This window comes from Bacillus sp. FSL R5-0659 (assembly GCF_038008785.1).
Taxonomy (GTDB): Bacteria; Bacillota; Bacilli; order Bacillales; family Bacillaceae; genus Bacillus; species Bacillus safensis.
Window position 1 is genome coordinate 646,485 of sequence record NZ_JBBOZU010000001.1, and the last position, 20,002, is coordinate 666,486.

At 44.9% G+C, this 20,002-nt stretch carries 19 protein-coding genes; 17 read left to right on the forward strand and 2 right to left on the reverse strand.

Translation table 11 applies throughout. The features are described from left to right. Window positions 1–51: 51 nt before the first annotated feature. From purC to ablB, 11 genes are all read left to right on the forward strand, one after another. Window positions 52–774: a phosphoribosylaminoimidazolesuccinocarboxamide synthase gene (purC, locus tag NSQ72_RS03205; RefSeq protein ID WP_039176936.1), complete on the forward strand. Its 723-nt coding sequence runs from the start codon at window positions 52–54 to the stop codon at window positions 772–774. Continuing rightward, a complete protein-coding gene (purS, locus tag NSQ72_RS03210; protein WP_003214349.1) occupies window positions 767–1,021 on the forward strand; it encodes a phosphoribosylformylglycinamidine synthase subunit PurS in 255 nt (84 codons plus the stop codon). Before purC ends, purS begins: the two co-directional genes overlap by 8 nt. Beyond that, window positions 1,018–1,701, forward strand: coding sequence for a phosphoribosylformylglycinamidine synthase subunit PurQ (purQ, locus tag NSQ72_RS03215; RefSeq protein ID WP_064497675.1), 684 nt, complete (start codon window positions 1,018–1,020; stop codon window positions 1,699–1,701). The genes purS and purQ overlap by 4 nt, the downstream gene beginning before the upstream one ends. Continuing rightward, on the forward strand, window positions 1,685–3,916 hold the full coding sequence (gene purL, locus NSQ72_RS03220) for a phosphoribosylformylglycinamidine synthase subunit PurL (RefSeq protein ID WP_064497676.1): 2,232 nt from the start codon (window positions 1,685–1,687) through the stop codon (window positions 3,914–3,916). Before purQ ends, purL begins: the two co-directional genes overlap by 17 nt. Further along, window positions 3,892–5,322 (forward strand): amidophosphoribosyltransferase, encoded by a 1,431-nt coding sequence (gene purF, locus NSQ72_RS03225; RefSeq protein ID WP_039183010.1) that lies wholly within the window; start codon window positions 3,892–3,894, stop codon window positions 5,320–5,322. Before purL ends, purF begins: the two co-directional genes overlap by 25 nt. Window positions 5,323–5,418: 96 nt before the next feature. Continuing rightward, window positions 5,419–6,459, forward strand: a complete 1,041-nt coding sequence (purM, locus tag NSQ72_RS03230; RefSeq protein WP_039176942.1) for a phosphoribosylformylglycinamidine cyclo-ligase — start codon at window positions 5,419–5,421, stop codon at window positions 6,457–6,459. Next, the gene (gene purN / locus NSQ72_RS03235; RefSeq protein ID WP_341083264.1) at window positions 6,456–7,025 is read left to right on the forward strand and encodes a phosphoribosylglycinamide formyltransferase; all 570 of its coding nucleotides are present in this window, start codon (window positions 6,456–6,458) and stop codon (window positions 7,023–7,025) included. Before purM ends, purN begins: the two co-directional genes overlap by 4 nt. A gap of 15 nt (window positions 7,026–7,040) precedes the next feature. After that, the gene (gene purH / locus NSQ72_RS03240) at window positions 7,041–8,579 is read left to right on the forward strand and encodes a bifunctional phosphoribosylaminoimidazolecarboxamide formyltransferase/IMP cyclohydrolase (protein ID WP_216431054.1); all 1,539 of its coding nucleotides are present in this window, start codon (window positions 7,041–7,043) and stop codon (window positions 8,577–8,579) included. 12 nt (window positions 8,580–8,591) lie between these two features. Further along, window positions 8,592–9,866, forward strand: a complete 1,275-nt coding sequence (gene purD, locus NSQ72_RS03245) for a phosphoribosylamine--glycine ligase (protein ID WP_341083268.1) — start codon at window positions 8,592–8,594, stop codon at window positions 9,864–9,866. Window positions 9,867–9,977: 111 nt separating this feature from the next. After that, window positions 9,978–10,172, forward strand: coding sequence for a hypothetical protein (locus NSQ72_RS03250; RefSeq protein ID WP_247544679.1), 195 nt, complete (start codon window positions 9,978–9,980; stop codon window positions 10,170–10,172). Between the two features lie 21 nt (window positions 10,173–10,193). Continuing rightward, window positions 10,194–11,039, forward strand: coding sequence for a putative beta-lysine N-acetyltransferase (gene ablB, locus NSQ72_RS03255; RefSeq protein WP_039176955.1), 846 nt, complete (start codon window positions 10,194–10,196; stop codon window positions 11,037–11,039). Here ablB and NSQ72_RS03260 read toward each other — a convergent pair. Continuing rightward, window positions 11,034–12,692 (reverse strand): PucR family transcriptional regulator, encoded by a 1,659-nt coding sequence (locus NSQ72_RS03260; protein ID WP_144490774.1) that lies wholly within the window; start codon window positions 12,690–12,692, stop codon window positions 11,034–11,036. The genes ablB and NSQ72_RS03260 overlap by 6 nt on opposite strands. 191 nt (window positions 12,693–12,883) lie before the next feature. On the opposite strand from NSQ72_RS03260, the gene NSQ72_RS03265 reads away from it, so the two are divergent. Genes NSQ72_RS03265 through NSQ72_RS03280 form a run of 4 tightly spaced genes read left to right on the forward strand, consistent with a single transcriptional unit; the run spans window position 12,884 to window position 16,868 of the window. Then, a complete protein-coding gene (locus NSQ72_RS03265) occupies window positions 12,884–14,248 on the forward strand; it encodes an aspartate aminotransferase family protein (RefSeq protein WP_144490775.1) in 1,365 nt (454 codons plus the stop codon). A gap of 12 nt (window positions 14,249–14,260) precedes the next feature. Then, window positions 14,261–14,947 (forward strand): CoA transferase subunit A, encoded by a 687-nt coding sequence (locus tag NSQ72_RS03270; protein ID WP_058837843.1) that lies wholly within the window; start codon window positions 14,261–14,263, stop codon window positions 14,945–14,947. Then, window positions 14,923–15,588, forward strand: a complete 666-nt coding sequence (locus tag NSQ72_RS03275; protein ID WP_064497685.1) for a 3-oxoacid CoA-transferase subunit B — start codon at window positions 14,923–14,925, stop codon at window positions 15,586–15,588. Before NSQ72_RS03270 ends, NSQ72_RS03275 begins: the two co-directional genes overlap by 25 nt. A gap of 14 nt (window positions 15,589–15,602) precedes the next feature. Continuing rightward, window positions 15,603–16,868 (forward strand): peptidase, encoded by a 1,266-nt coding sequence (locus tag NSQ72_RS03280; RefSeq protein ID WP_059376564.1) that lies wholly within the window; start codon window positions 15,603–15,605, stop codon window positions 16,866–16,868. A gap of 31 nt (window positions 16,869–16,899) precedes the next feature. Here NSQ72_RS03280 and NSQ72_RS03285 read toward each other — a convergent pair whose 3' ends face one another. Further along, on the reverse strand, window positions 16,900–17,121 hold the full coding sequence (locus NSQ72_RS03285; RefSeq protein WP_024424522.1) for a YgaP family membrane protein: 222 nt from the start codon (window positions 17,119–17,121) through the stop codon (window positions 16,900–16,902). Window positions 17,122–17,246: 125 nt separating this feature from the next. On the opposite strand from NSQ72_RS03285, the gene NSQ72_RS03290 reads away from it, so the two are divergent. Beyond that, the gene (locus tag NSQ72_RS03290; protein WP_106025838.1) at window positions 17,247–18,989 is read left to right on the forward strand and encodes an adenine deaminase C-terminal domain-containing protein; all 1,743 of its coding nucleotides are present in this window, start codon (window positions 17,247–17,249) and stop codon (window positions 18,987–18,989) included. 561 nt (window positions 18,990–19,550) lie between these two features. Further along, entirely contained in the window at window positions 19,551–19,865 is a 315-nt protein-coding gene (locus NSQ72_RS03295; protein ID WP_024424524.1) for a YerC/YecD family TrpR-related protein, read from the forward strand. Window positions 19,866–20,002 lie beyond the last annotated feature (137 nt).

Consider the following 20,002-nt stretch of genomic DNA (forward strand, 5'->3'; position numbering starts at 1 on the left):
AGGCGCCCAATCCTGAAAATTGCCAACATTCAAATTAGGAGGCCAACCTGAATGACTGTGAAACAAGAACTTCTCTACGAAGGCAAAGCGAAAAGAATTTATCAGACCGATGACGAGCATATTTTATATGTTGAATATAAAGACTCAGCTACAGCATTTAACGGCGAAAAGAAAGCTGAAATCGAAGGCAAAGGCAGACTGAACAACGAGATTTCAAGCTTAATCTTTCAAATGCTGCATGAAAAAGGGGTCAACAATCACTTTGTAAAACGCCTCTCTGAAACAGAACAGCTCATTCAAAAGGTACAGATTGTTCCGCTTGAAGTCGTTGTACGAAATGTAGTGGCAGGCAGTATGTCAAAACGCCTCGGCATTCCAGAGGGAACGAAACTGGACACACCTTTGATTGAGTTTTACTACAAAGATGATGCACTCGGCGATCCGCTCATTACAGAAGATCATATTCGCATTTTACATGCAGCCACACCTGAACAGGTAGAGGAAATGAAACAGATCACAAGACAAGTGAATGAAGAATTAAAGCAAATCTTCTCAGACTGTCATGTGAATTTAATTGATTTCAAGCTTGAATTCGGAATAGATCACGAGAATCGTATTTTGCTAGCTGATGAGATTTCACCTGATACGTGCAGGCTTTGGGACAAAGATACAAACGAAAAGCTTGATAAAGACGTGTTCAGACGAAACCTGGGCGGCTTAACGAATGCATACGAAGAAATTTTCAAAAGACTTGGAGGCCATAAACATGTATAAAGTGAAAATTTTTGTCAGCTTAAAAGAGAGCGTTCTTGATCCACAAGGAAGTGCCGTGCAGCACGCTTTGCACAGCATGTCTTATCAGGAAGTAAAGGATGTCCGTATCGGGAAATACATGGAGCTTGTCATTGAAAAATCAGATCGTGATTTAGACACAGTCGTCAAAGAAATGTGCGAAAAATTACTTGCCAACACGGTGATTGAAGATTACCGCTATGAGGTGGAGGAGGTTGTCGCACAGTGAAGTTTGCAGTGATCGTCTTGCCTGGCTCTAACTGTGATATCGATATGTACCATGCGATTCAAGATGAGCTGGGTGAACAAGTTGAATATGTATGGCACGACGAAACGAGTCTTGACGGATTTGACGGTGTACTCGTACCAGGCGGTTTCTCTTATGGGGATTACTTAAGATGTGGTGCGATCGCTCGCTTCTCAAACATCATGCCGGCGGTGAAGAAAGCAGCTGAGGAAGGAAAACCTGTTCTTGGTGTTTGCAACGGGTTCCAAATTCTTCAGGAGCTAGGCATTCTTCCGGGTGCGATGAGACGAAATAAAGACTTGAAGTTTATCTGTCGACCAGTTGAACTCATTGTAGAAAACAACGAAACGCAATTTACAAGCGGTTATCAAAAAGGCGAATCCATTACGATTCCTGTAGCGCACGGTGAAGGCAACTTCTACTGTGATGAAAACACTTTAGCGAAGCTCATTGAACGCGGCCAAATCGCTTTCACTTACGGAGACGATATTAACGGCAGTGTGAATCGAATTGCAGGTGTAACGAATGAAGAGGGCAATGTACTCGGCATGATGCCGCACCCTGAGCGCGCGGTTGATTCATTACTAGGCAGCGCAGACGGACTTAAATTGTTTCAATCTATCGTGAAAAATTGGAGGGACACTCATGTCACTACTGCTTGAACCAAGTCACAAGCAAATTAAAGAAGAGAAATTGTATCAGCAAATGGGATTGAGTGATGAAGAATTCGCTTTAATCGAATCCATTATTGGCAGGCTGCCAAACTACACAGAAACGGGTATTTTTTCTGTCATGTGGTCAGAGCATTGCAGTTATAAAAACTCAAAGCCTGTTTTAAGCAAATTCCCGACAAAAGGAGAGCACGTTCTTCAAGGTCCTGGGGAAGGCGCTGGAATCGTTGATATTGGAGACAACCAAGCGGTTGTATTTAAAATCGAATCACATAACCATCCATCTGCGATTGAACCGTATCAAGGAGCGGCGACAGGTGTCGGCGGAATTATCCGTGATGTATTCTCCATGGGTGCGCGTCCAATTGCTGTATTAAACTCTCTTCGTTTTGGTGAACTGACTTCACCGCGCGTGAAGTACTTGTTTGAAGAAGTAGTGGCAGGGATCGCAGGCTATGGAAACTGTATCGGAATTCCAACAGTCGGCGGAGAGGTTCATTTCGATCAAAGCTATGAAGGCAATCCGCTCGTGAATGCAATGTGTGTTGGACTAATCAACCATGAGGACATTAAAAAAGGGCAGGCCAAAGGTGTTGGCAACACGGTCATGTACGTTGGTGCCAAAACGGGACGTGACGGAATTCACGGTGCAACATTTGCGTCTGAGGAATTTTCTGATGAATCAGAAGAAAAACGCTCAGCTGTTCAAGTCGGTGATCCGTTCATGGAAAAACTGCTGCTTGAAGCGTGCCTTGAAGTCATCAAAAACGATGCACTCGTTGGGATTCAGGATATGGGAGCGGCTGGCTTAACAAGCTCAAGTGCGGAAATGGCGAGTAAAGCAGGTTCTGGTATCGAGATGAATCTAGATCTCATCCCGCAGCGTGAAACAGGCATGTCAGCATACGAAATGATGCTTTCTGAATCTCAAGAGAGAATGCTTCTGGTCATTGAAAAAGGCCGTGAACAAGAGATCATTGATATTTTTGAAAAATACGATCTTGAAGCGGTATCAGTCGGTCATGTAACAGACGATAAAATGCTTCGTTTACTTCACCAAGGTGAAGTAGTATGTGAGCTTCCTGTTGACGCTCTTGCAGAAGAAGCGCCGGTTTATCACAAGCCGTCAAGTGAGCCTGCCTACTACCGTGAGTTTTTAGAAACAAAAGTTGAAGCACCTGCTATCACAGATGCAGCTGACACGTTAAAGCAGCTCCTTCAGCAGCCAACGATCGCAAGTAAAGAATGGGTCTATGATCAATATGACTACATGGTTCGGACAAATACAGTCGTTGCACCAGGCTCTGATGCGGGCGTTTTAAGAATCCGTGGAACGAAAAAAGCCCTTGCGATGACAACCGATTGTAACGCACGTTATCTGTACCTTGATCCAGAGGTCGGCGGGAAAATCGCAGTCGCAGAAGCAGCACGTAACATTGTGTGCTCAGGCGCTCGTCCACTTGCAGTAACAGATAACTTAAACTTCGGTAACCCAGAGAAACCAGAAATTTTCTGGCAAATTGAAAAATCTGCTGACGGTATTAGCGAAGCGTGCCGCAAGCTAAGCACACCAGTTATCGGTGGTAACGTCTCTTTATATAACGAATCAAATGGAACAGCCATTTACCCAACACCAGTCATTGGGATGGTTGGTTTGGTTGAAGATACAGCTCATATTACGACGCAGTCGTTCCAGCAGGCTGGCGATGTAATTTTCGTGATTGGTGAGACGAAGGAAGAATTCGCAGGCAGTGAGCTTCAAAAGATGACAGAAGGCCGTATTTACGGAAAAGCACCGGAAATTGATTTGGATGTAGAGCTCACGCGTCAGGAAGCCCTTCTTGCTGCGATTCAAAACGGACTTGTTCAATCAGCACACGATGTGTCTGAAGGCGGTCTTGGTGTCGCACTTGCTGAAAGTACATTTGGAACAGACGGTCTTGGCGCTCATATCCAAATGGATTTAAACAGCGAAGCTTCATTATTTAGTGAAACACAGTCACGTTTTGTTGTCACAGTGAAACCAGGGCACCGCGAAGCATTTGCTGCGGCTGTCAAAGATGCGAAAGAAGTTGGAACGGTCACAAATGATGGTGTATTCACCGTCAAAAATCAAGAAGGACAACAATGGATTCATGCAGCGGTCAACGAACTTGAACGTGCATGGAAAGGAGCGATCCCATGCTTGCTGAAATCAGAGGCTTAAACGAAGAGTGTGGCGTCTTTGGGGTTTGGGGACACGAAGAAGCCCCGCAAATCACATATTACGGATTGCATAGTCTTCAGCACCGAGGACAAGAAGGTGCGGGAATCATTGCAACAGATGGTGAAAACCTGACGGCACATAAAGGCCTTGGACTGATTACGGAAGTCTTTCAAAACGGTGAGCTAAAGGATTTGAAAGGAAAAGGTGCAATCGGACATGTCCGGTATGCGACAGCAGGCGGAGGCGGCTTTGAAAATGTGCAGCCCCTCTTCTTCCGCTCGCAAAACAACGGCAGTCTTGCCCTTGCTCATAATGGGAACTTAGTGAATGCAACGCAATTAAAGCAGCAGCTAGAGAACCAAGGGAGTATATTTCAGACATCTTCTGACACTGAAGTGCTCGCTCATTTAATTAAGCGCAGCGGCTATATTGAATTGAAAGAGCAGATCAAAAATGCCCTGTCCATGCTTAAAGGAGCATATGCTTTCTTAATTATGACGGAAACTGAAATGATTGTGGCACTTGATCCGAACGGCTTACGTCCGCTTTCACTTGGTATGCTTGGGGACGCTTATGTCGTTGCTTCTGAAACATGTGCATTTGACGTTGTCGGCGCCACGTATTTACGAGATGTGGAGCCTGGCGAAATGCTGATTATTAATGATGAAGGTCTCAAATCTGAGCGCTTCTCCATGAATATTAACCGCAGCATGTGCAGCATGGAATACATTTATTTCTCAAGACCTGACAGCAATATCAACGGCATCAACGTGCATAGTGCGAGAAAGAACCTTGGCAAAAAGCTTGCTGAGGAAGCGCATGTCGAAGCGGATGTCGTGACAGGTGTACCAGATTCGAGTATTTCTGCAGCGATTGGATATGCCGAAGCAACAGGTATTCCATATGAGCTCGGTTTAATTAAAAACCGTTATGTCGGCAGAACCTTTATCCAGCCGTCTCAAGCACTGCGTGAGCAGGGCGTGCGCATGAAGCTGTCTGCTGTGCGCGGGGTCGTCGAAGGAAAGCGTGTCGTGATGGTGGATGATTCCATCGTACGCGGAACAACAAGCCGCCGCATTGTGACGATGCTAAGAGAAGCGGGTGCGACGGAAGTCCATGTCCGCATTAGTTCACCGCCAATTGCACATCCGTGTTTTTATGGAATTGATACGTCCACACATGAAGAGCTGATTGCTTCTTCTCATTCAGTGGAAGAAATTAGACAGGAAATCGGTGCAGACTCCATTGCATTTTTATCTGTAGACGGTTTAATGGACGGGATTGGCAGAAAGTATGATGATCCGCAGCGCGGTCAATGCTTAGCATGCTTTACTGGGAAATACCCGACGGAAATTTATGAAGATACTGTTCTTCCGCATGTGAAGGAAACAGCACTGACGAAATAATCGAATAAAGGAGCAGCAGTCAAGATGATTTGATATGCTGCTCTTTCATTCTGCTGAAAATAAATGGAAGAGAAGCAGCTAAAAGGAGTGAATGGGATGTCAGAAGCATATAAAAACGCCGGTGTCGACATCGAAGCAGGATACGAAGCCGTCAAACGAATGAAAACACACGTAGAACGTACAAAAAGAGCAGGCGTCATGGGTGCTCTAGGTGGATTTGGCGGTATGTTTGATTTATCTGAGCTGCCATACAAAAAGCCCGTTCTTGTTTCAGGAACAGATGGTGTTGGAACAAAATTAAAGCTTGCCTTTTTAATGGATCAACACGATACGATCGGCGTCGATGCCGTGGCGATGTGTGTCAACGATGTGCTTGCACAAGGGGCAGAACCGCTCTTTTTCTTAGATTACTTAGCAGTCGGGAAAGCAGATCCTTTGAAAATTGAATCCATTGTTAAAGGTGTGGCTGACGGCTGTGAGCAGTCTGGTTCAGCGCTTGTCGGCGGAGAAACAGCAGAAATGCCGGGTCTTTATACAGAAGATGAATATGATATTGCTGGTTTTTCAGTAGGCGTCGTTGAAAAGGATGAAATCGTGACAGGAGAGAGCATCAAAGAGGGGCACTTGCTGATTGGACTCAGCTCAAGCGGAATTCATAGCAATGGGTATTCTCTCGTTCGTAAAGTATTGCTGGAAGACGCTGGTCTGGACCTTCATCAAACGTATGAACCTTTTACAAGACCGCTTGGAGAAGAGCTTCTTGAACCGACCAAAATTTATGTGAAGCCTGTTCTTAAACAAGTGAAAGCCGGTAAGGTTGACGGTATGGCACATGTGACAGGCGGCGGCTTTATTGAAAATTTACCACGTATGCTGCCTGAAGGGCTTGGCGTTGAGATTGATAACGGCTCATGGCCAGTACCGCCAATTTTCTCCTTTATTCAAGAAAAAGGACAGTTAAAGGCTGAAGAAATGTTCAACGTGTTTAATATGGGCATTGGTTTTGTCTTAGCCGTAAAAGAAGATGACCTTGTCGAAGTGATCAGAGGACTTGAAGAAGACGGAGAGAAAGCTTTTCTCATTGGACGTGTTCAAAAAGGAGAAGGTGTCACATTCGGCGGTGGAAGCCTCTCATGAAGAAGTTTGCGATCTTCGCCTCTGGAAGCGGGACGAATTTTCAAGCCATTATTGATACATTAAAAAAGGAACAGTGGCAGGCAGAGGCGGCCATTGTGATTTGTGATAAACCGGGGGCAAAGGTGCTGGAGCGTGCTGAGAAAGAGGGCATTCCCTCCTTTGCATTTACCCCGAAGGCTTTTCCGAATAAAGCCGCTTTTGAACAAACGATCATTGAACAGCTTAGGCTGCATGAAGTGGAATGGGTTTTCCTTGCTGGGTATATGAGACTGATTGGTCCGACATTACTTGAAGCATTTAGAGGGAAAATTGTTAATATCCATCCGTCCTTGCTGCCAGCCTTCCCAGGGCTTGATGCCATTGGTCAAGCCTATCAAGCAGGCGTCAAAGTGGTAGGCATCACTGTCCATTTTGTCGATGAAGGCATGGATACAGGTCCGATCATTGACCAAGCGTCGATTTACATCGAACAAGGGGAAGAGCTTGAATCGATTGAAAAAAGAATGCATGAACTAGAACACACACTATATCCAAAAGTGATCAAATCACTTTTAGAATTATCTTAATGAGGTGACGAAGGCATGACGATCAAACGCGCATTAATCAGTGTTTCCGATAAAACGAATCTTGTACCTTTTGTGAAAGGATTAACAGAACTTGGTGTTGAAGTGATTTCAACTGGAGGTACACACAAGCTTCTTCAAGAGAACGGTATTGATGTCATTGGGATTTCAGAAGTCACTGGATTCCCTGAAATCATGGATGGACGACTCAAAACACTTCACCCAAACATTCATGGCGGACTTTTAGCAGTGAGAGAAAACGATGAGCATATGGCACAGATTGAAAAGCATGGCATTCAGCCGATTGATCTAGTTGTCGTGAATCTCTATCCATTCAAAGAGACGATCTCAAAAGACGATGTAACATATGAAGAAGCGATTGAAAACATTGATATTGGCGGACCGGGAATGCTTCGTGCAGCATCAAAAAACCACCAAGACGTCACAGTGATTGTCGATCCTCGTGATTATGATACAGTCATTCAACAAATCAAAGAAGGCGGCGTGTCACTAGAGAAAAAGCGTGAGCTCGCTGCAAAGGTATTCCGTCATACGGCTGCATACGATGCTCTGATTGCGGATTACTTAACAAACTTTGTCGGCGAAACAGAGCCAGAACAGTTCACTGTCACGTTTGAGAAAAAACAATCCCTTCGTTATGGAGAAAACCCGCACCAAGCGGCGACTTTCTATGAAAATGCTCTTCCAGCGAAAGGTTCGTTGGCTACTGCAAAGCAATTACATGGAAAAGAGCTTTCCTATAACAATATTAAAGATGCAGATGCAGCACTCCAAATTGTACGAGAATTCACGGAGCCGGCCGCTGTTGCTGTGAAGCATATGAACCCGTGCGGCGTTGGTACAGGAGAGACGATTGCAGAAGCATTTGACCGAGCGTTCAAGGCAGACGAAACTTCTATTTTTGGCGGCATTGTGGCACTTAACCGTGAAGTAGATAAACAAACGGCTGACGTACTGCATACGATTTTCTTAGAAATTGTCATCGCTCCTTCGTTCAGCCAAGAAGCACTTGACGTGTTAACGGCGAAAAAGAACCTTCGTCTATTAACATTAGATGTAGAAGCGGATCTCGGGAAAAAAGAAAAACAGCTGACAAGTGTACATGGCGGATTGCTTGTTCAGGATATTGATACGTATGGCTTAGAGGAAGCAACGATCTCTATTCCAACGAAAAGAGAACCAACAGAAGACGAATGGAAAGACTTAAAACTTGCTTGGAAAGTGGTCAAGCATGTGAAATCAAATGCCATTGTACTTGCGAAAGATCAAATGACAGCAGGGATCGGCGCTGGACAAATGAACCGTGTCGGCTCAGCGAACATTGCGATTGAGCAAGCAGGTGAAAAGGCAAAAGGAAGCGCACTAGGCTCTGATGCGTTCTTCCCAATGGGCGATACAGTGGAAGCTGCTGCAAAGGCAGGCGTCACAGCGATCATTCAGCCAGGCGGATCTATTCGTGATGAAGAATCGATTCAAAAGGCAGATGAATACGGCATCGCCATGGTCTTCACTGGCGTTAGACATTTCAAACATTAAGGGGATGACAGTGTGAACGTACTAATTATCGGCAGAGGCGGAAGAGAGCATACCATCGCATGGAAAGTGAATCAAAGTGAACTTGTCAGCCAAGTATTTGTCGCACCCGGCAATGATGGAATGACAGATGCTGCGAAGCTTGTACCAATTGACGAAGGCGATCATGAGGCATTAATTCGTTTTGCAAAAGAAAACGAAATCGGCTTAACCATTGTCGGTCCAGAGGTTCCTTTAATCGCAGGTGTCGTTGATGCATTTGAAGAAGCAGGTCTAAAAGTATTTGGACCGAATGCAAAAGCTGCGGTCATTGAAGGCTCAAAGGAATTTGCAAAAGACTTAATGAAAAATTATGATATCCCAACAGCCGCCTATGCTGCCTTCACATCGTTTGAAGAAGCAAAAGCGTATGTGGAAGAAAAGGGTGCGCCGATTGTCATTAAAGCAGACGGGCTCGCTGCAGGAAAAGGCGTGACAGTGGCTATGACGCTCGAAGAGGCGATCGATTGTCTGCATGATTTCTTAGAGGATGAAAAGTTTGGCGATGCCAGTGCATCTGTCGTCATCGAAGAATTTTTAACAGGCGAAGAATTTTCACTCATGGCCTTTGTCAACGGAGAAAAGGTGTACCCGATGGTGATTGCGCAGGATCACAAACGGGCCTTTGAAGATGACAAAGGGCCGAATACAGGCGGAATGGGCGCTTATTCACCAGTTCCGCAGATTTCAGATGAAGTGGTTCAGAAAGCGGTGGAGGACGTCGTCAAACCGGCAGCTCGCGCAATGGTGCAGGAAGGGCGTCCATTTACAGGCATTTTATATGCAGGCTTAATGCTGACACCAGAAGGCTCAAAGGTGATTGAATTCAATGCACGCTTTGGCGACCCTGAAACGCAAGTGGTTCTCCCTCGTCTACAATCAGATCTAGTTCAAGTATTTCTCGATATTCTTGATGGAAAAGATGTGGACTTACAGTGGAAAGACACTGCGGCTGTCAGTGTGGTTCTTGCATCAGAAGGATACCCAGAAGACTATGCAAAAGGCACACCAATCGGTACCTTGCAAACGACTGTCTCTGATGTCGTGACCTTCCACGCAGGAACAAAAAAAGAAAACAATCAATTCGTCACGAATGGCGGCCGTGTAGCGAATGTAACCGCATTTGACGACACATTTGAAGCGGCAAGATCAAGAGTGTATGAAGCGGTTGAAGAAATCATACAGCCAGGTCTATTTTATCGCCGTGACATTGGTGCCCGTGCGCTGAAGGCTGCGGGGAAAAACGTTTAATCAAAACACCTTTCTATCTGACGAGATGGAAAGGTGTTTTTTGTTCAGGAGAAGGGATGATGCTCGAATATGAAGAAGTAATATGGGATGACGAATTTATGAGGAGGCAGCATGGTCATTCAAGGAATCATTCTATTTGCCATCGTTCTACTTATTTTATTTATACTGTTCTCAAATCTCATCATGTATGAAGCGAGAAGGCAAAACAAAGCCAAAAAAGGCTCAGCCATTAGGTATATGATCATGTCGATTTTTTCTGGTATCGTCATTGTTTCATGTTCCATTTGGATTTTTTTTATTAGCTGATTTATAAGAGAGGATGAGTATATGGTGCAATTGAAGGAACTTGCGAACGAGCGTTTTTCTGCCTCGATCTGTATTGATTCATTTAATGAGCGAATCCGTTTGGATGACTATAGCGGCAGGGTGCGGGATGTGATTCAGTCGGTTCTTCAGGAAGCGGCGGACTGTAAGGCTTCTAAGGTCATTGTGAAAGTCAGGCGTGAGCATATGCCTCTTTTTTTAGAAAAAGGCTTTCGGCTTGAAGGTGTGTTTTCTCATTATTTTCTTGGAAGTGATGCGTACGGCATGTCGCTCTTTCTGACGGAGAGTCGAATGAACAGCCCGTATTGGCTGAAGGAAGATGAAATTGTTGCGTCTATTCAAGAAAAGCCTCTCAAAAAAGATCAAGGCACGTGGCAGGATGAGTATGTGATGAGGAAAGCGGATACGCAGGATATTCACAAGCTGGCAAAGCTCTATGATACCGTCTTTGAAACGTATCCTACGCCAATGAATGAGCCAGATTACATCCAAAAGGTGATGGAGGAAGGGACGGTTTTTTATGCCGTTGAACATGACGGGCACATTGTGAGTGCAGCATCTGCTGAAATCAATGACCCTTATGGTCATGCGGAATTAACAGATTGTGCGACCCTTCCGGCATACAGAAAGCTAGGATTCATGCACCATTTGATTCTAGCACTCGAAAAAGAACTTCAATCCATGCACATTTATGTCTTTTATTCTCTTGCACGTGCACTATCCTATGGAATGAATCAAGTGTTTTATCAGCTCGGCTATACATATACCGGCCGATTCCAAAACAACTGCTATATTTTTGACAAAATTGAAGATATGAATCTATGGGTCAAAACGCCGAATGAATCATGAAATGGTTCTCATCTGATCAAGCAGACCAGATAGGCGGTACGCCATGATACTGAGCTGCAGCTTCATCCGATCATCCGTGGATTTGAGGCTGCAGCCTGTTCTCGTTTCAATTTGTTTCAGCCGGTAGCTTAATGTATGTCTGTGAATAAACAATTCTCCCGCAGATTTTTGAATATTTTCATTGTGGGCCAAATACACTTCGAGTGTATGGATCAGGTCTGCTCCCTGTTTTTTCGTATAAAGCAAAGGACTTAACAGCTCCACGTAAAAGTCATGCAAATTCATCCCCGCTTCATTCATTTCAAGAAGCATCCCGTATAAGCCAAGCTTCTGATAATGAATGATGCATTCGTCTGTCTTTAAAAGCGGAAGAAGCCTTGCTGCATACTGCGCTTCCTTCGCGCTTTTTGCAAAGAGACCGATCTGGTCATAGGCTCTCCCAATGCCAATCACGATCGGATGGACGGGAAAAAAATAAGACCAAGTGCTCCGGCACTCTTCTGCTGCGCGATACCACTCCGCTTCTTGAAACGCTTTTTTTCCTGCGGGGGTAAGAACAAAAATGGAATCGAGCCTTGTCTTAAGTAAAAAAGGAATATGTCTGCGTTCAAATATCGACGTGAGCAATTGAGATAGGCGCTGCATCATTTGGTGATCGAGCTGTGTGTGCTGATGCTGAAATTGAAAGTAGATGACCACCTGCTCATCGCTCATATCATATTGCAGCTTTGTTGCTTGTTCGATGACATAGCTTTCTTCTGTGTATTGCTGCTGCAAAATATCATCTAACAAATGACCTTGCATTTGGTTTTCTGTATCTTGAATGGCTTTTTGCTTCAGCCATTCAATCGCATACACGGCCCCGGCATGCTCGATGGCAATCGCGTCGAGATGATGCCACGCATCCTTTCTTTTCAAAGACACAATAAACCCGAAAATATCACCCATCGCAATCACCGGGCACGCAGCCAGCACAAACGCACCGCACGTGTCATAGACGAGCCGCCCTTTCTCCTCAGCCTGCTTGAGAAGAGGTGTCGTTTCAATTGGTTCACGATCTGTCAGAAAGCCAAAAGCAGGAGAGTACGTCACTTCATCTTTGATGAGATGAGCTGCTGTTTGATGTAAAAAAACATCAAGCACAACAATGTTTGCCGAAGTGAGATGTGCCAGCTCATCTGTAATTTGTGTGACATTTTTATTGCTGACATTTAAATGAGTCAGTCTTTGGTGAATGGCTGAAGAATATTTAAGCTGGTGGAGCTGGCTGCTGACGATTTGCTCTAGAACGGCTTTTGTAATGTCTGAGAAGTTGACATGTGAAGGAATCTCGATGAGTGGAATGCCGCTGTTTTTGGCAGCTTCAATCAGTGATGCAGGAATTTCCGTTAAGTACACGCCTTTATAAATGGCAATGGCGGATAGACGATCAGATTGAATCAGTTCTTCAAGCCGGGCGCGCCTTTCCCTATTGTCTGCAAGCCCAAAGCCGGTTGTGACAAGCAGCTCTCCTTCTGAAAGCCTTGAAGTATCTTCGATAATTTCCACGATGGTCACCCACTGAATGAGGCGGTCCAGTCCATTTTCTCCAGCAAGCAGCTTTGTTTCCTTCATGATATCGAGCGAGAGTGCATCTTTGACGAGAATCGCCATAGACTCATGACCTCCTTTTGAACACTCTTATACACGATGTATAAAAAATACGTGTGAAATTCGGGCATATGGCGAATGGAGGATGACTGCCCTCTTGATTAAGCTAATCTTATAACAAGTATACAAAATTTTCTTGCGATTCATGAAAAAAGAAAGATGCAGCTGCTGACGAGAGAGGGAGGAATGACAAAGTGGAGACCCGGGATTACTTAATCAAACCAATGTTGAATCAGCATTATCCTGTGGCTGTGAAAGGAGAGGGGATTTATTTATATGATCGGGACGGGAAAAAATATTTAGACGGCTCATCTGGTGCTGTCACGGCAAGTATTGGACATGGCATAAGAGACATCATTGATGCCATGACAGAGCAAGCGAAAAAGGTGAGCTTTACGTACAGATCACAATTCACAAATGAACCAGCAGAAGAACTTGCCTATGAATTGAGTACACTCTGCCCAGGGAACCTGAACTGGTCTTTTTTTGTCGGAAGCGGGTCAGAGGCAACGGAAACTGCGATGAAAATTGCCATTCAGCATTGGCAGGAGCAGGGGAAGGCAGAGAAGAATCACATCATCTCAAGATGGATGAGTTATCACGGCATTACACTTGGTGCGCTGTCGATGTCAGGACATATTGCAAGGAGAGAGCGCTTTGAACCACTGCTCGAAAAACACCCGGTGCTGTCTCCGCCATACAGCTACCGTTCATGGCTACCAAAGGAAGAAAGTAAGCAGGTCGAATGGTATGTCCAGGAATTTAAAACGGTCATTCAGCGTATAGGAAAAGAGAGGATTGCGGCTTTTATTGCAGAGCCGATTGTTGGAGCAGCGGGCGCGGCACTTGTACCGCCAGATGGATATTTTGAGGCAATGAAGCGTGTCTGTGAGGAAAACGATATTTTAATGATTGCAGATGAAGTCATGACAGGCTTTGGACGAACTGGGAAAATGTTTGCCATGGAACATTGGGGCGTCGTCCCAGACATTATGGTGCTTGGAAAAGGCATGAGTGCCGGCTATTCACCGATTGCGGCAGCTGTCTCAGCGGATCATGTGATTGCACCAATTCTCAGCGGTTCGGGCTCTGTGATGGCAGGCCACACATATAGCGGCAATCCGCTTTCAGCAGCCATCTCACTGGCTGTCATTCGATATATGAAAAAACACCAGCTTTCAGAACGGGCTGATTTGTCTGGCCGATATTTAATGAATGCTTTAAAGGATTTGCAATCAAAACATTCCATTATAGGAGATGTGAGAGGAAAGGGACTGCTCATTGGCATTGAGTTTGTCGCAGACCGATTATCGAAAACACCATTTCCTGCCCATGCTCAAATGACACATTTAGTTGTGGAGACGGCCAAACAGAATGGTTTGCTTGTTTACCCAGCAAGCGCTGGAGAGGATGGCGTAGGAGGTGCAGCAATCATGATCGCACCGCCGCTTTCCATCGCGCAGCAGGAGATGGATGAACTCATTCATTTATTCGGGCAGACAATGACGCAGGTTGAACAAGAAGTCATCAATCGAGGGTTTTTCCCATCTGCGATGTAGGGAGGAAAGAGGATGAACAAAACAGCGAGTCTTGATGAAGTGATCACACATTTTAAGGACGGGATGACCATCATGTTTGGCGGGTTTGGCGGTGTGGGGTCACCGCCATCATTGATCGATGCCATCCTAGAAGCCAATATCAAAGACCTGACATTGATCGGAAACGATGCAGGCTTCCCGCAAATCGGTGTTGGCAGGCTGATCACAGAAGGAAGGGTGAAGAAAATCATTGCTTCACATATTGGCTCTAATCCAATTGCCGGGCAGAAAATGCAGGCGGGTACACTAGACGTTCTTTTTTACCCTCAGGGCATTCTAGCGGAAAAGATTCGGGCAGGCGGAATGGGTTTAGCGGGCATTGTGACAGATGTCGGCATGGATAGCCTCAATCTTGATGAGAAACAATTGGTTCCGCTAGGTGGAAAGCAGTATATTCTTGAGCCTGCGCTGACTGCGGATATTGCGATTGTGAATGCCCTCAAAGCAGATGAAGCAGGGAACCTGATTTTTGATAAAAGTGCACGGAATACAAACCCGATTGTGGCGATGGCAGGAGACTGGACCATTGCAGAAGTAGAAGAGATTGTGCCTGTGGGCAGGCTTCATCCAGAGGAAATTGTGACGCCAGGCGTATTTGTGAACCAGATCGTGCAATCAAAAGGAGTGAACTGGACATGGGCATGGGAGACATCGATTTAAGACACCGCATAGCCAAACGTGCGGCACAGGAAATTGAAGATGGGATGATCGTCAATCTTGGGATCGGCATCCCAACCCTTGCAGCTGAATACATCCCACCACATTACGAGGTGTTACTGCATGCAGAAAACGGCATTATGGGAGCAGGCGCTTCACCAGCACGAGGGGAAGAAGACCCGAATTTGTGCAATGCCGGAGGTTTCCCTATTACGTTAACAAAAGGCGGCTCATATATGGACAGCACAACCGCTTTTGGCATCATTCGCAAAGGGATGCTGGATATGACGATTTTAGGTGCACTAGAAGTCAGCAGTCAGGGGGATCTTGCGAATTGGATTGTACCAGGTAAACGAGTACCGGGTATGGGCGGAGCGATTGAACTCGCGCAAAAAGCGAAAAAGGTAGTGGTCGTGATGAGCCACCTTGATAAACACGGACAATCTAAGATAAAAGCCGCCTGCACGCTCCCTTTAACAGCTAAGTCTTGTGTGGATCTGATTATTACAGATATGGCAGTCATTGAGGTCAAATCACAGCTGCTCATTTTGCGTGAAGTCATGCCGCCGTTTCAGCCGGAAGATGTCATGAGGGCGACAGAGGCGCCGCTCATTTTAGCGCCTGATGTCAAATCTGTTGTGTAGAAAGGATGACCGACTTGCAGCCAACCACACGTATCAGAAACTGGATGAAAGAGCATAAGGAGGAAGCCGTGACGCTTCTTCAGCAAATGGTGCAATGTGACAGCACACAAGGAAATGAGCAAGAGGTACAGCAAATCGTAGCAAATAAACTTTCTGCCATTGGCTTTGATGTTGACGTATGGGACATTGGCGGAGATGATTTGCTGAACCACCCGTATTTTTATTCCCCGAGGCGTTCTTTTAAAGGAAGTCCTAATGTCGCCGGACGATTGAAAGGAAAAGGCGGCGGCAAATCTATTTTATTAAATGGGCATGTGGATGTTGTCCCAGCAGGAGATCACAAACAATGGACATATCCGCCTTACAGCGGGCATATCATAAACGGGAGACTTTATGGACGCGGGGCAACAGATATGAAAGGTGGAAACGTTTCTTTACTCTTTGCACTTGAGGCACTGCATGCACTTCAGATTCCGCTGAAGGGAGATGTCGTGTTTCATAGTGTTGTTGAAGAAGAGAGCGGCGGTGCAGGCACCCTTGCAGCCATACTGAGAGGATATACAGCAGATGCAGCCATCATTCCAGAGCCAAGTCATATGAAAATCTTTCCGATTCAGCAAGGATCTAAATGGTTCAGACTGCATATTAAAGGAAGGGCTGCTCATGGCGGAACAAGATATCACGGTGTTTCTGCTATAGAAAAGAGTACGATTGTCCTTTCACATATAGCGGCACTAGAAGAAAAAAGAAATCAGCGAATCACGGAGCCGCTGTTTCAGCATATCCCAATTCCGATTCCGATCAATATCGGGAAAATTCAAGGCGGTGATTGGCCATCCTCTGTAGCAGACCTTGTCACAATGGAAGGCAGGCTCGGGGTGATGCCGGGTGAAACGGTAGAACAGGCAGAGAAGGAACTAGAAAATTGGATGGCAGGACTCGGAGAAAAAGATGAATGGTTCCATGAACATCCTGTTGAGGTCGAATGGTTTGGTGCAAGATGGCTTCCGGGTTCAATCGATACGGATCATCCGCTTTTAGGTTTATTGAAGGAACAATATGAAGCGGTCATGAAGCAGCCGCCGAAGATCGAAGCCGCCCCTTGGGGAACTGACGGCGGATTACTGTCACAGGCAGCAGGTATTCCAATTATCGTGTTTGGACCTGGAACAACGGAGCTTGCCCATTTTCCGAATGAATCTATCGACATTGAGCATGTGATAGAAGCAGCAGAAATTATTGCAGGGACAATGGTCGAATGGTGTGAAGCAGCGGAATGAGATGAAAATGATCACAAAAAAGAAGGCTGCCTTACTCAGCCTTCTCTTTATGTGTGTCCTGCTGCTCACACATATATGTCACTGGACAAAAACGAAGAATGCCAGATCCTAGTTTCATACCGCCAAACATGATGCCCAAAAGCAGCATTTTACTCCATGGTTTTCTAGCATATAAGGATCCAGCTACAGTACATATTGTCATTCCGCAGGCAATTCTAATGAGCGCTTCCATTAAGCCGAGATTAGGTTTCATTGAAGGTGAATCTCCTTTTTTAAATTATTTTAAGTGTGATTTCAAGAAATTGTAACGTTTCATTAATGCGTAACGTGGTTCGTTATGTTACGATAGGGCTAATACAAATGAAGGAGAGTATGTGAATGTCCGAACGTACTTTTAATTGGAGAAATAATGACATCCGCACACAAATCGATGTAGTCGACTCAAAAATAGTTCCAACACTCCTTTTAACGAATGGACTCGTGCTTAACCCGTTTTTGAAGCAATGGGTGAAGGCAAATATTTGGATACATGATGATCGAATTGTTTATGTCGGAGCAGAGCTTCCTCAAAATAAATCAGCTAAACGTGTGATTGATTGTGAAGGGAAATACATTGTGCCTGGGTATATAGAGCCTCACGCGCACCCGTTCCATATTTATAATCCCCAATCACTTGCAGAATATGTGTCTCAATTTGGCACAACAACAATGGTCAGCGATAACTTATTTCTTCTTTTGCAAAGCAATGAAAAGAAAGCGCTTTCCACTCTATGTGAATTAAAAAAGCAGCCATTTCAGTATTTCTGGTGGTCCAGATACGATCTTCAAACGGAAGTCAGATATGAAGATGAGATGCTGCCAGTCAACTACCGGAAGGAATGGATTGATCATCCTGACGTCCTTCAAGGCGGCGAATTAACAAGCTGGCCAAGATTGATGGACGGTGATGATCTCATTTTATATTGCATGCAAGAAACGAAGAAGCAGAGAAAACGAATTGAAGGGCATTTCCCCGGAGCTTCTGAGAAAACGCTAACAAAAATGAAGCTGTTTGGCGCGGACAGTGATCATGAAGCGATGAATGCGGACGATGTGTTAAAACGCTTGTCCCTTGGCTATCATGTTTCATTGCGGCATTCTTCCATCCGCCCAGATTTAGTGAACATTTTAAGAGAATTGCATGAGCGTGATTTTAGACACTATGACCACTTTTTCTATACAACAGATGGTGCTGCTCCTCACTTTTATGAGGAAGGCATGATTAACCGCTTGATTTCGATCGCCCTTGAAGAAGGCGTGCCGATCATTGATGCGTATAATATGGCGACATTTAACATTGCAAAATACCATCAAATTGATGACTTATTAGGCGTTGTCGGTCCTGGACGACTGGCTTCTTTGAATATTTTAGATGATCCAATGAACCCAAATCCTGAAACGGTCATATCTAAAGGGGTTATCCTCAAATTAGATGGCGAGAACCAGCATCAATTCCAAGAAACAAAATGGGGAAATGGCGGGCTTCTTCCATTAGATTTGGGGTATGATCTGACGATGAGTGATTTGCAATTCTCTATGCCGCTAGGTGTGAAGATGAGAAATGCCGTCATCATGGAGCCTTATACAGTGGAAATTGATAACTCAATCAACCAGCTGTCATGTGACCATGATCAAAGCTTCTTTAGCCTGATTGACCGAAAAGGCGAGTGGCGTGTGAATACGATGCTAAAAGGATTCGCAAACAAAGTGCAAGGCTTTGTCAGCTCATTTTCGCTCACGGGTGACATTTTAGTGATCGGGAAAAATAAAGAGGATATGATGCTGGCACATAAGCGGATGAAAGAAATTGGCGGGGGAATCGTCCTCACAGAGAACGGGAAAATTTTGCATGAAATCCCGCTGCAATTATCAGGCTGTGCATCGGCTGAACCATTTGAGACTGTTCTTCAGCAGGAACAAACATTACGCGAGCTGCTCATTGAGCGCGGCTATCCATTTGACTGCCCAATTGATACACTTGTCTTTTTCCAAAGTACACATTTGCCATATATTCGAGTGACGCCAAGAGGAATATTTGATGTCATGAAAAAAACTGTACTCTTTCCGTCTATAATGCGTTAAAATATAACAGAGTGGAGCTGTATCATCTTTGCCGCATTTCTGACTGCTGTTATAGGGCAGAAGTGAGCTATGGTTCTCTTCACTGCCATGTAAGTGATCATGATCTTATGTGGAGCTGTTGACAAAGCAGAGGGCTTTGACATGACGAATGAAGTACTCTAATTGTAAAATGATTCTGTCGGTTACGCTGACCGGCCAACATATTTTGAATGATCGAGCAAGGCGGGGCGCATATTTGTGGGTCTCGCTGAGCTTTCCGCAAAGTCTATATATTAGGGCAGAAGACCTAACCAAGCAGAAGTGATCTTTATACCAGAAGCAAACAAGTTTGTCAGATTGTCATACAAGGAAAATGACAGAACTTGTCGAATTTGTTTACGATAAAGAAGCTTCGGCTTACGAAAGAACCTGACGGCATTTTCAGCGTAGAACCAAACCTGTCATGATCTGTTCAAAGCTCATTGCTGAGGTTTTAAAAAAATTAGTCAGGAAAGATACCGCTTTCTTAGAAGAAGATCGTGCGAAGCGGTGTGGCAATAGTAAAGGAGAAGATGTATTAAGATGCAAATTGATAAATTAAGGGGCAAAAGTTTAGATCAGTTATTCAACTCCATCTTATCCCTTAAAGACCTGGAAGAATGTTATCGATTCTTTGATGATTTGTGTACCATCAATGAAATTCAATCTTTATCACAGCGTCTTGAAGTAGCACGTATGCTTCGCGAGGGGAACACGTATCATAAAATTGAGACGGAAACAGGTGCAAGCACTGCAACTATCTCACGTGTCAAACGCTGCTTAAACTACGGCAACGATGCCTATACGATGGCACTTGACCGCGTAGCCGAACAGCAGGAAAATAACGAAACAAAATAAAGCAGCTTTCACTGTAAACAATCCTTTTCACGAAAAATGGACTTGTTTGCAGTTTTTTTATGAAAAGGCGGGCAGGGACTGATAAATGGTCCCTGTTTTTTTAATTTAGCTCGCCCATAAATCATCTTTCTCCCTCA

Coding starts and splice junctions, on each gene's coding strand:
- purC (WP_039176936.1), top strand. CDS start 52: ATGACTGTGAAACAAGAACTTCTCTACGAAGGCAAAGCGAAAAGAATT.
- purS (WP_003214349.1), top strand. CDS start 767: ATGTATAAAGTGAAAATTTTTGTCAGCTTAAAAGAGAGCGTTCTTGAT.
- purL (WP_064497676.1), top strand. CDS start 1,685: ATGTCACTACTGCTTGAACCAAGTCACAAGCAAATTAAAGAAGAGAAA.
- purF (WP_039183010.1), top strand. CDS start 3,892: ATGCTTGCTGAAATCAGAGGCTTAAACGAAGAGTGTGGCGTCTTTGGG.
- purM (WP_039176942.1), top strand. CDS start 5,419: ATGTCAGAAGCATATAAAAACGCCGGTGTCGACATCGAAGCAGGATAC.
- purN (WP_341083264.1), top strand. CDS start 6,456: ATGAAGAAGTTTGCGATCTTCGCCTCTGGAAGCGGGACGAATTTTCAA.
- purH (WP_216431054.1), top strand. CDS start 7,041: ATGACGATCAAACGCGCATTAATCAGTGTTTCCGATAAAACGAATCTT.
- NSQ72_RS03250 (WP_247544679.1), top strand. CDS start 9,978: ATGGTCATTCAAGGAATCATTCTATTTGCCATCGTTCTACTTATTTTA.
- ablB (WP_039176955.1), top strand. CDS start 10,194: ATGGTGCAATTGAAGGAACTTGCGAACGAGCGTTTTTCTGCCTCGATC.
- NSQ72_RS03260 (WP_144490774.1), bottom strand. CDS start 12,692: ATGGCGATTCTCGTCAAAGATGCACTCTCGCTCGATATCATGAAGGAA.
- NSQ72_RS03270 (WP_058837843.1), top strand. CDS start 14,261: ATGAACAAAACAGCGAGTCTTGATGAAGTGATCACACATTTTAAGGAC.
- NSQ72_RS03275 (WP_064497685.1), top strand. CDS start 14,923: ATGGGCATGGGAGACATCGATTTAAGACACCGCATAGCCAAACGTGCG.
- NSQ72_RS03285 (WP_024424522.1), bottom strand. CDS start 17,121: ATGAAACCTAATCTCGGCTTAATGGAAGCGCTCATTAGAATTGCCTGC.
- NSQ72_RS03290 (WP_106025838.1), top strand. CDS start 17,247: ATGTCCGAACGTACTTTTAATTGGAGAAATAATGACATCCGCACACAA.
- NSQ72_RS03295 (WP_024424524.1), top strand. CDS start 19,551: ATGCAAATTGATAAATTAAGGGGCAAAAGTTTAGATCAGTTATTCAAC.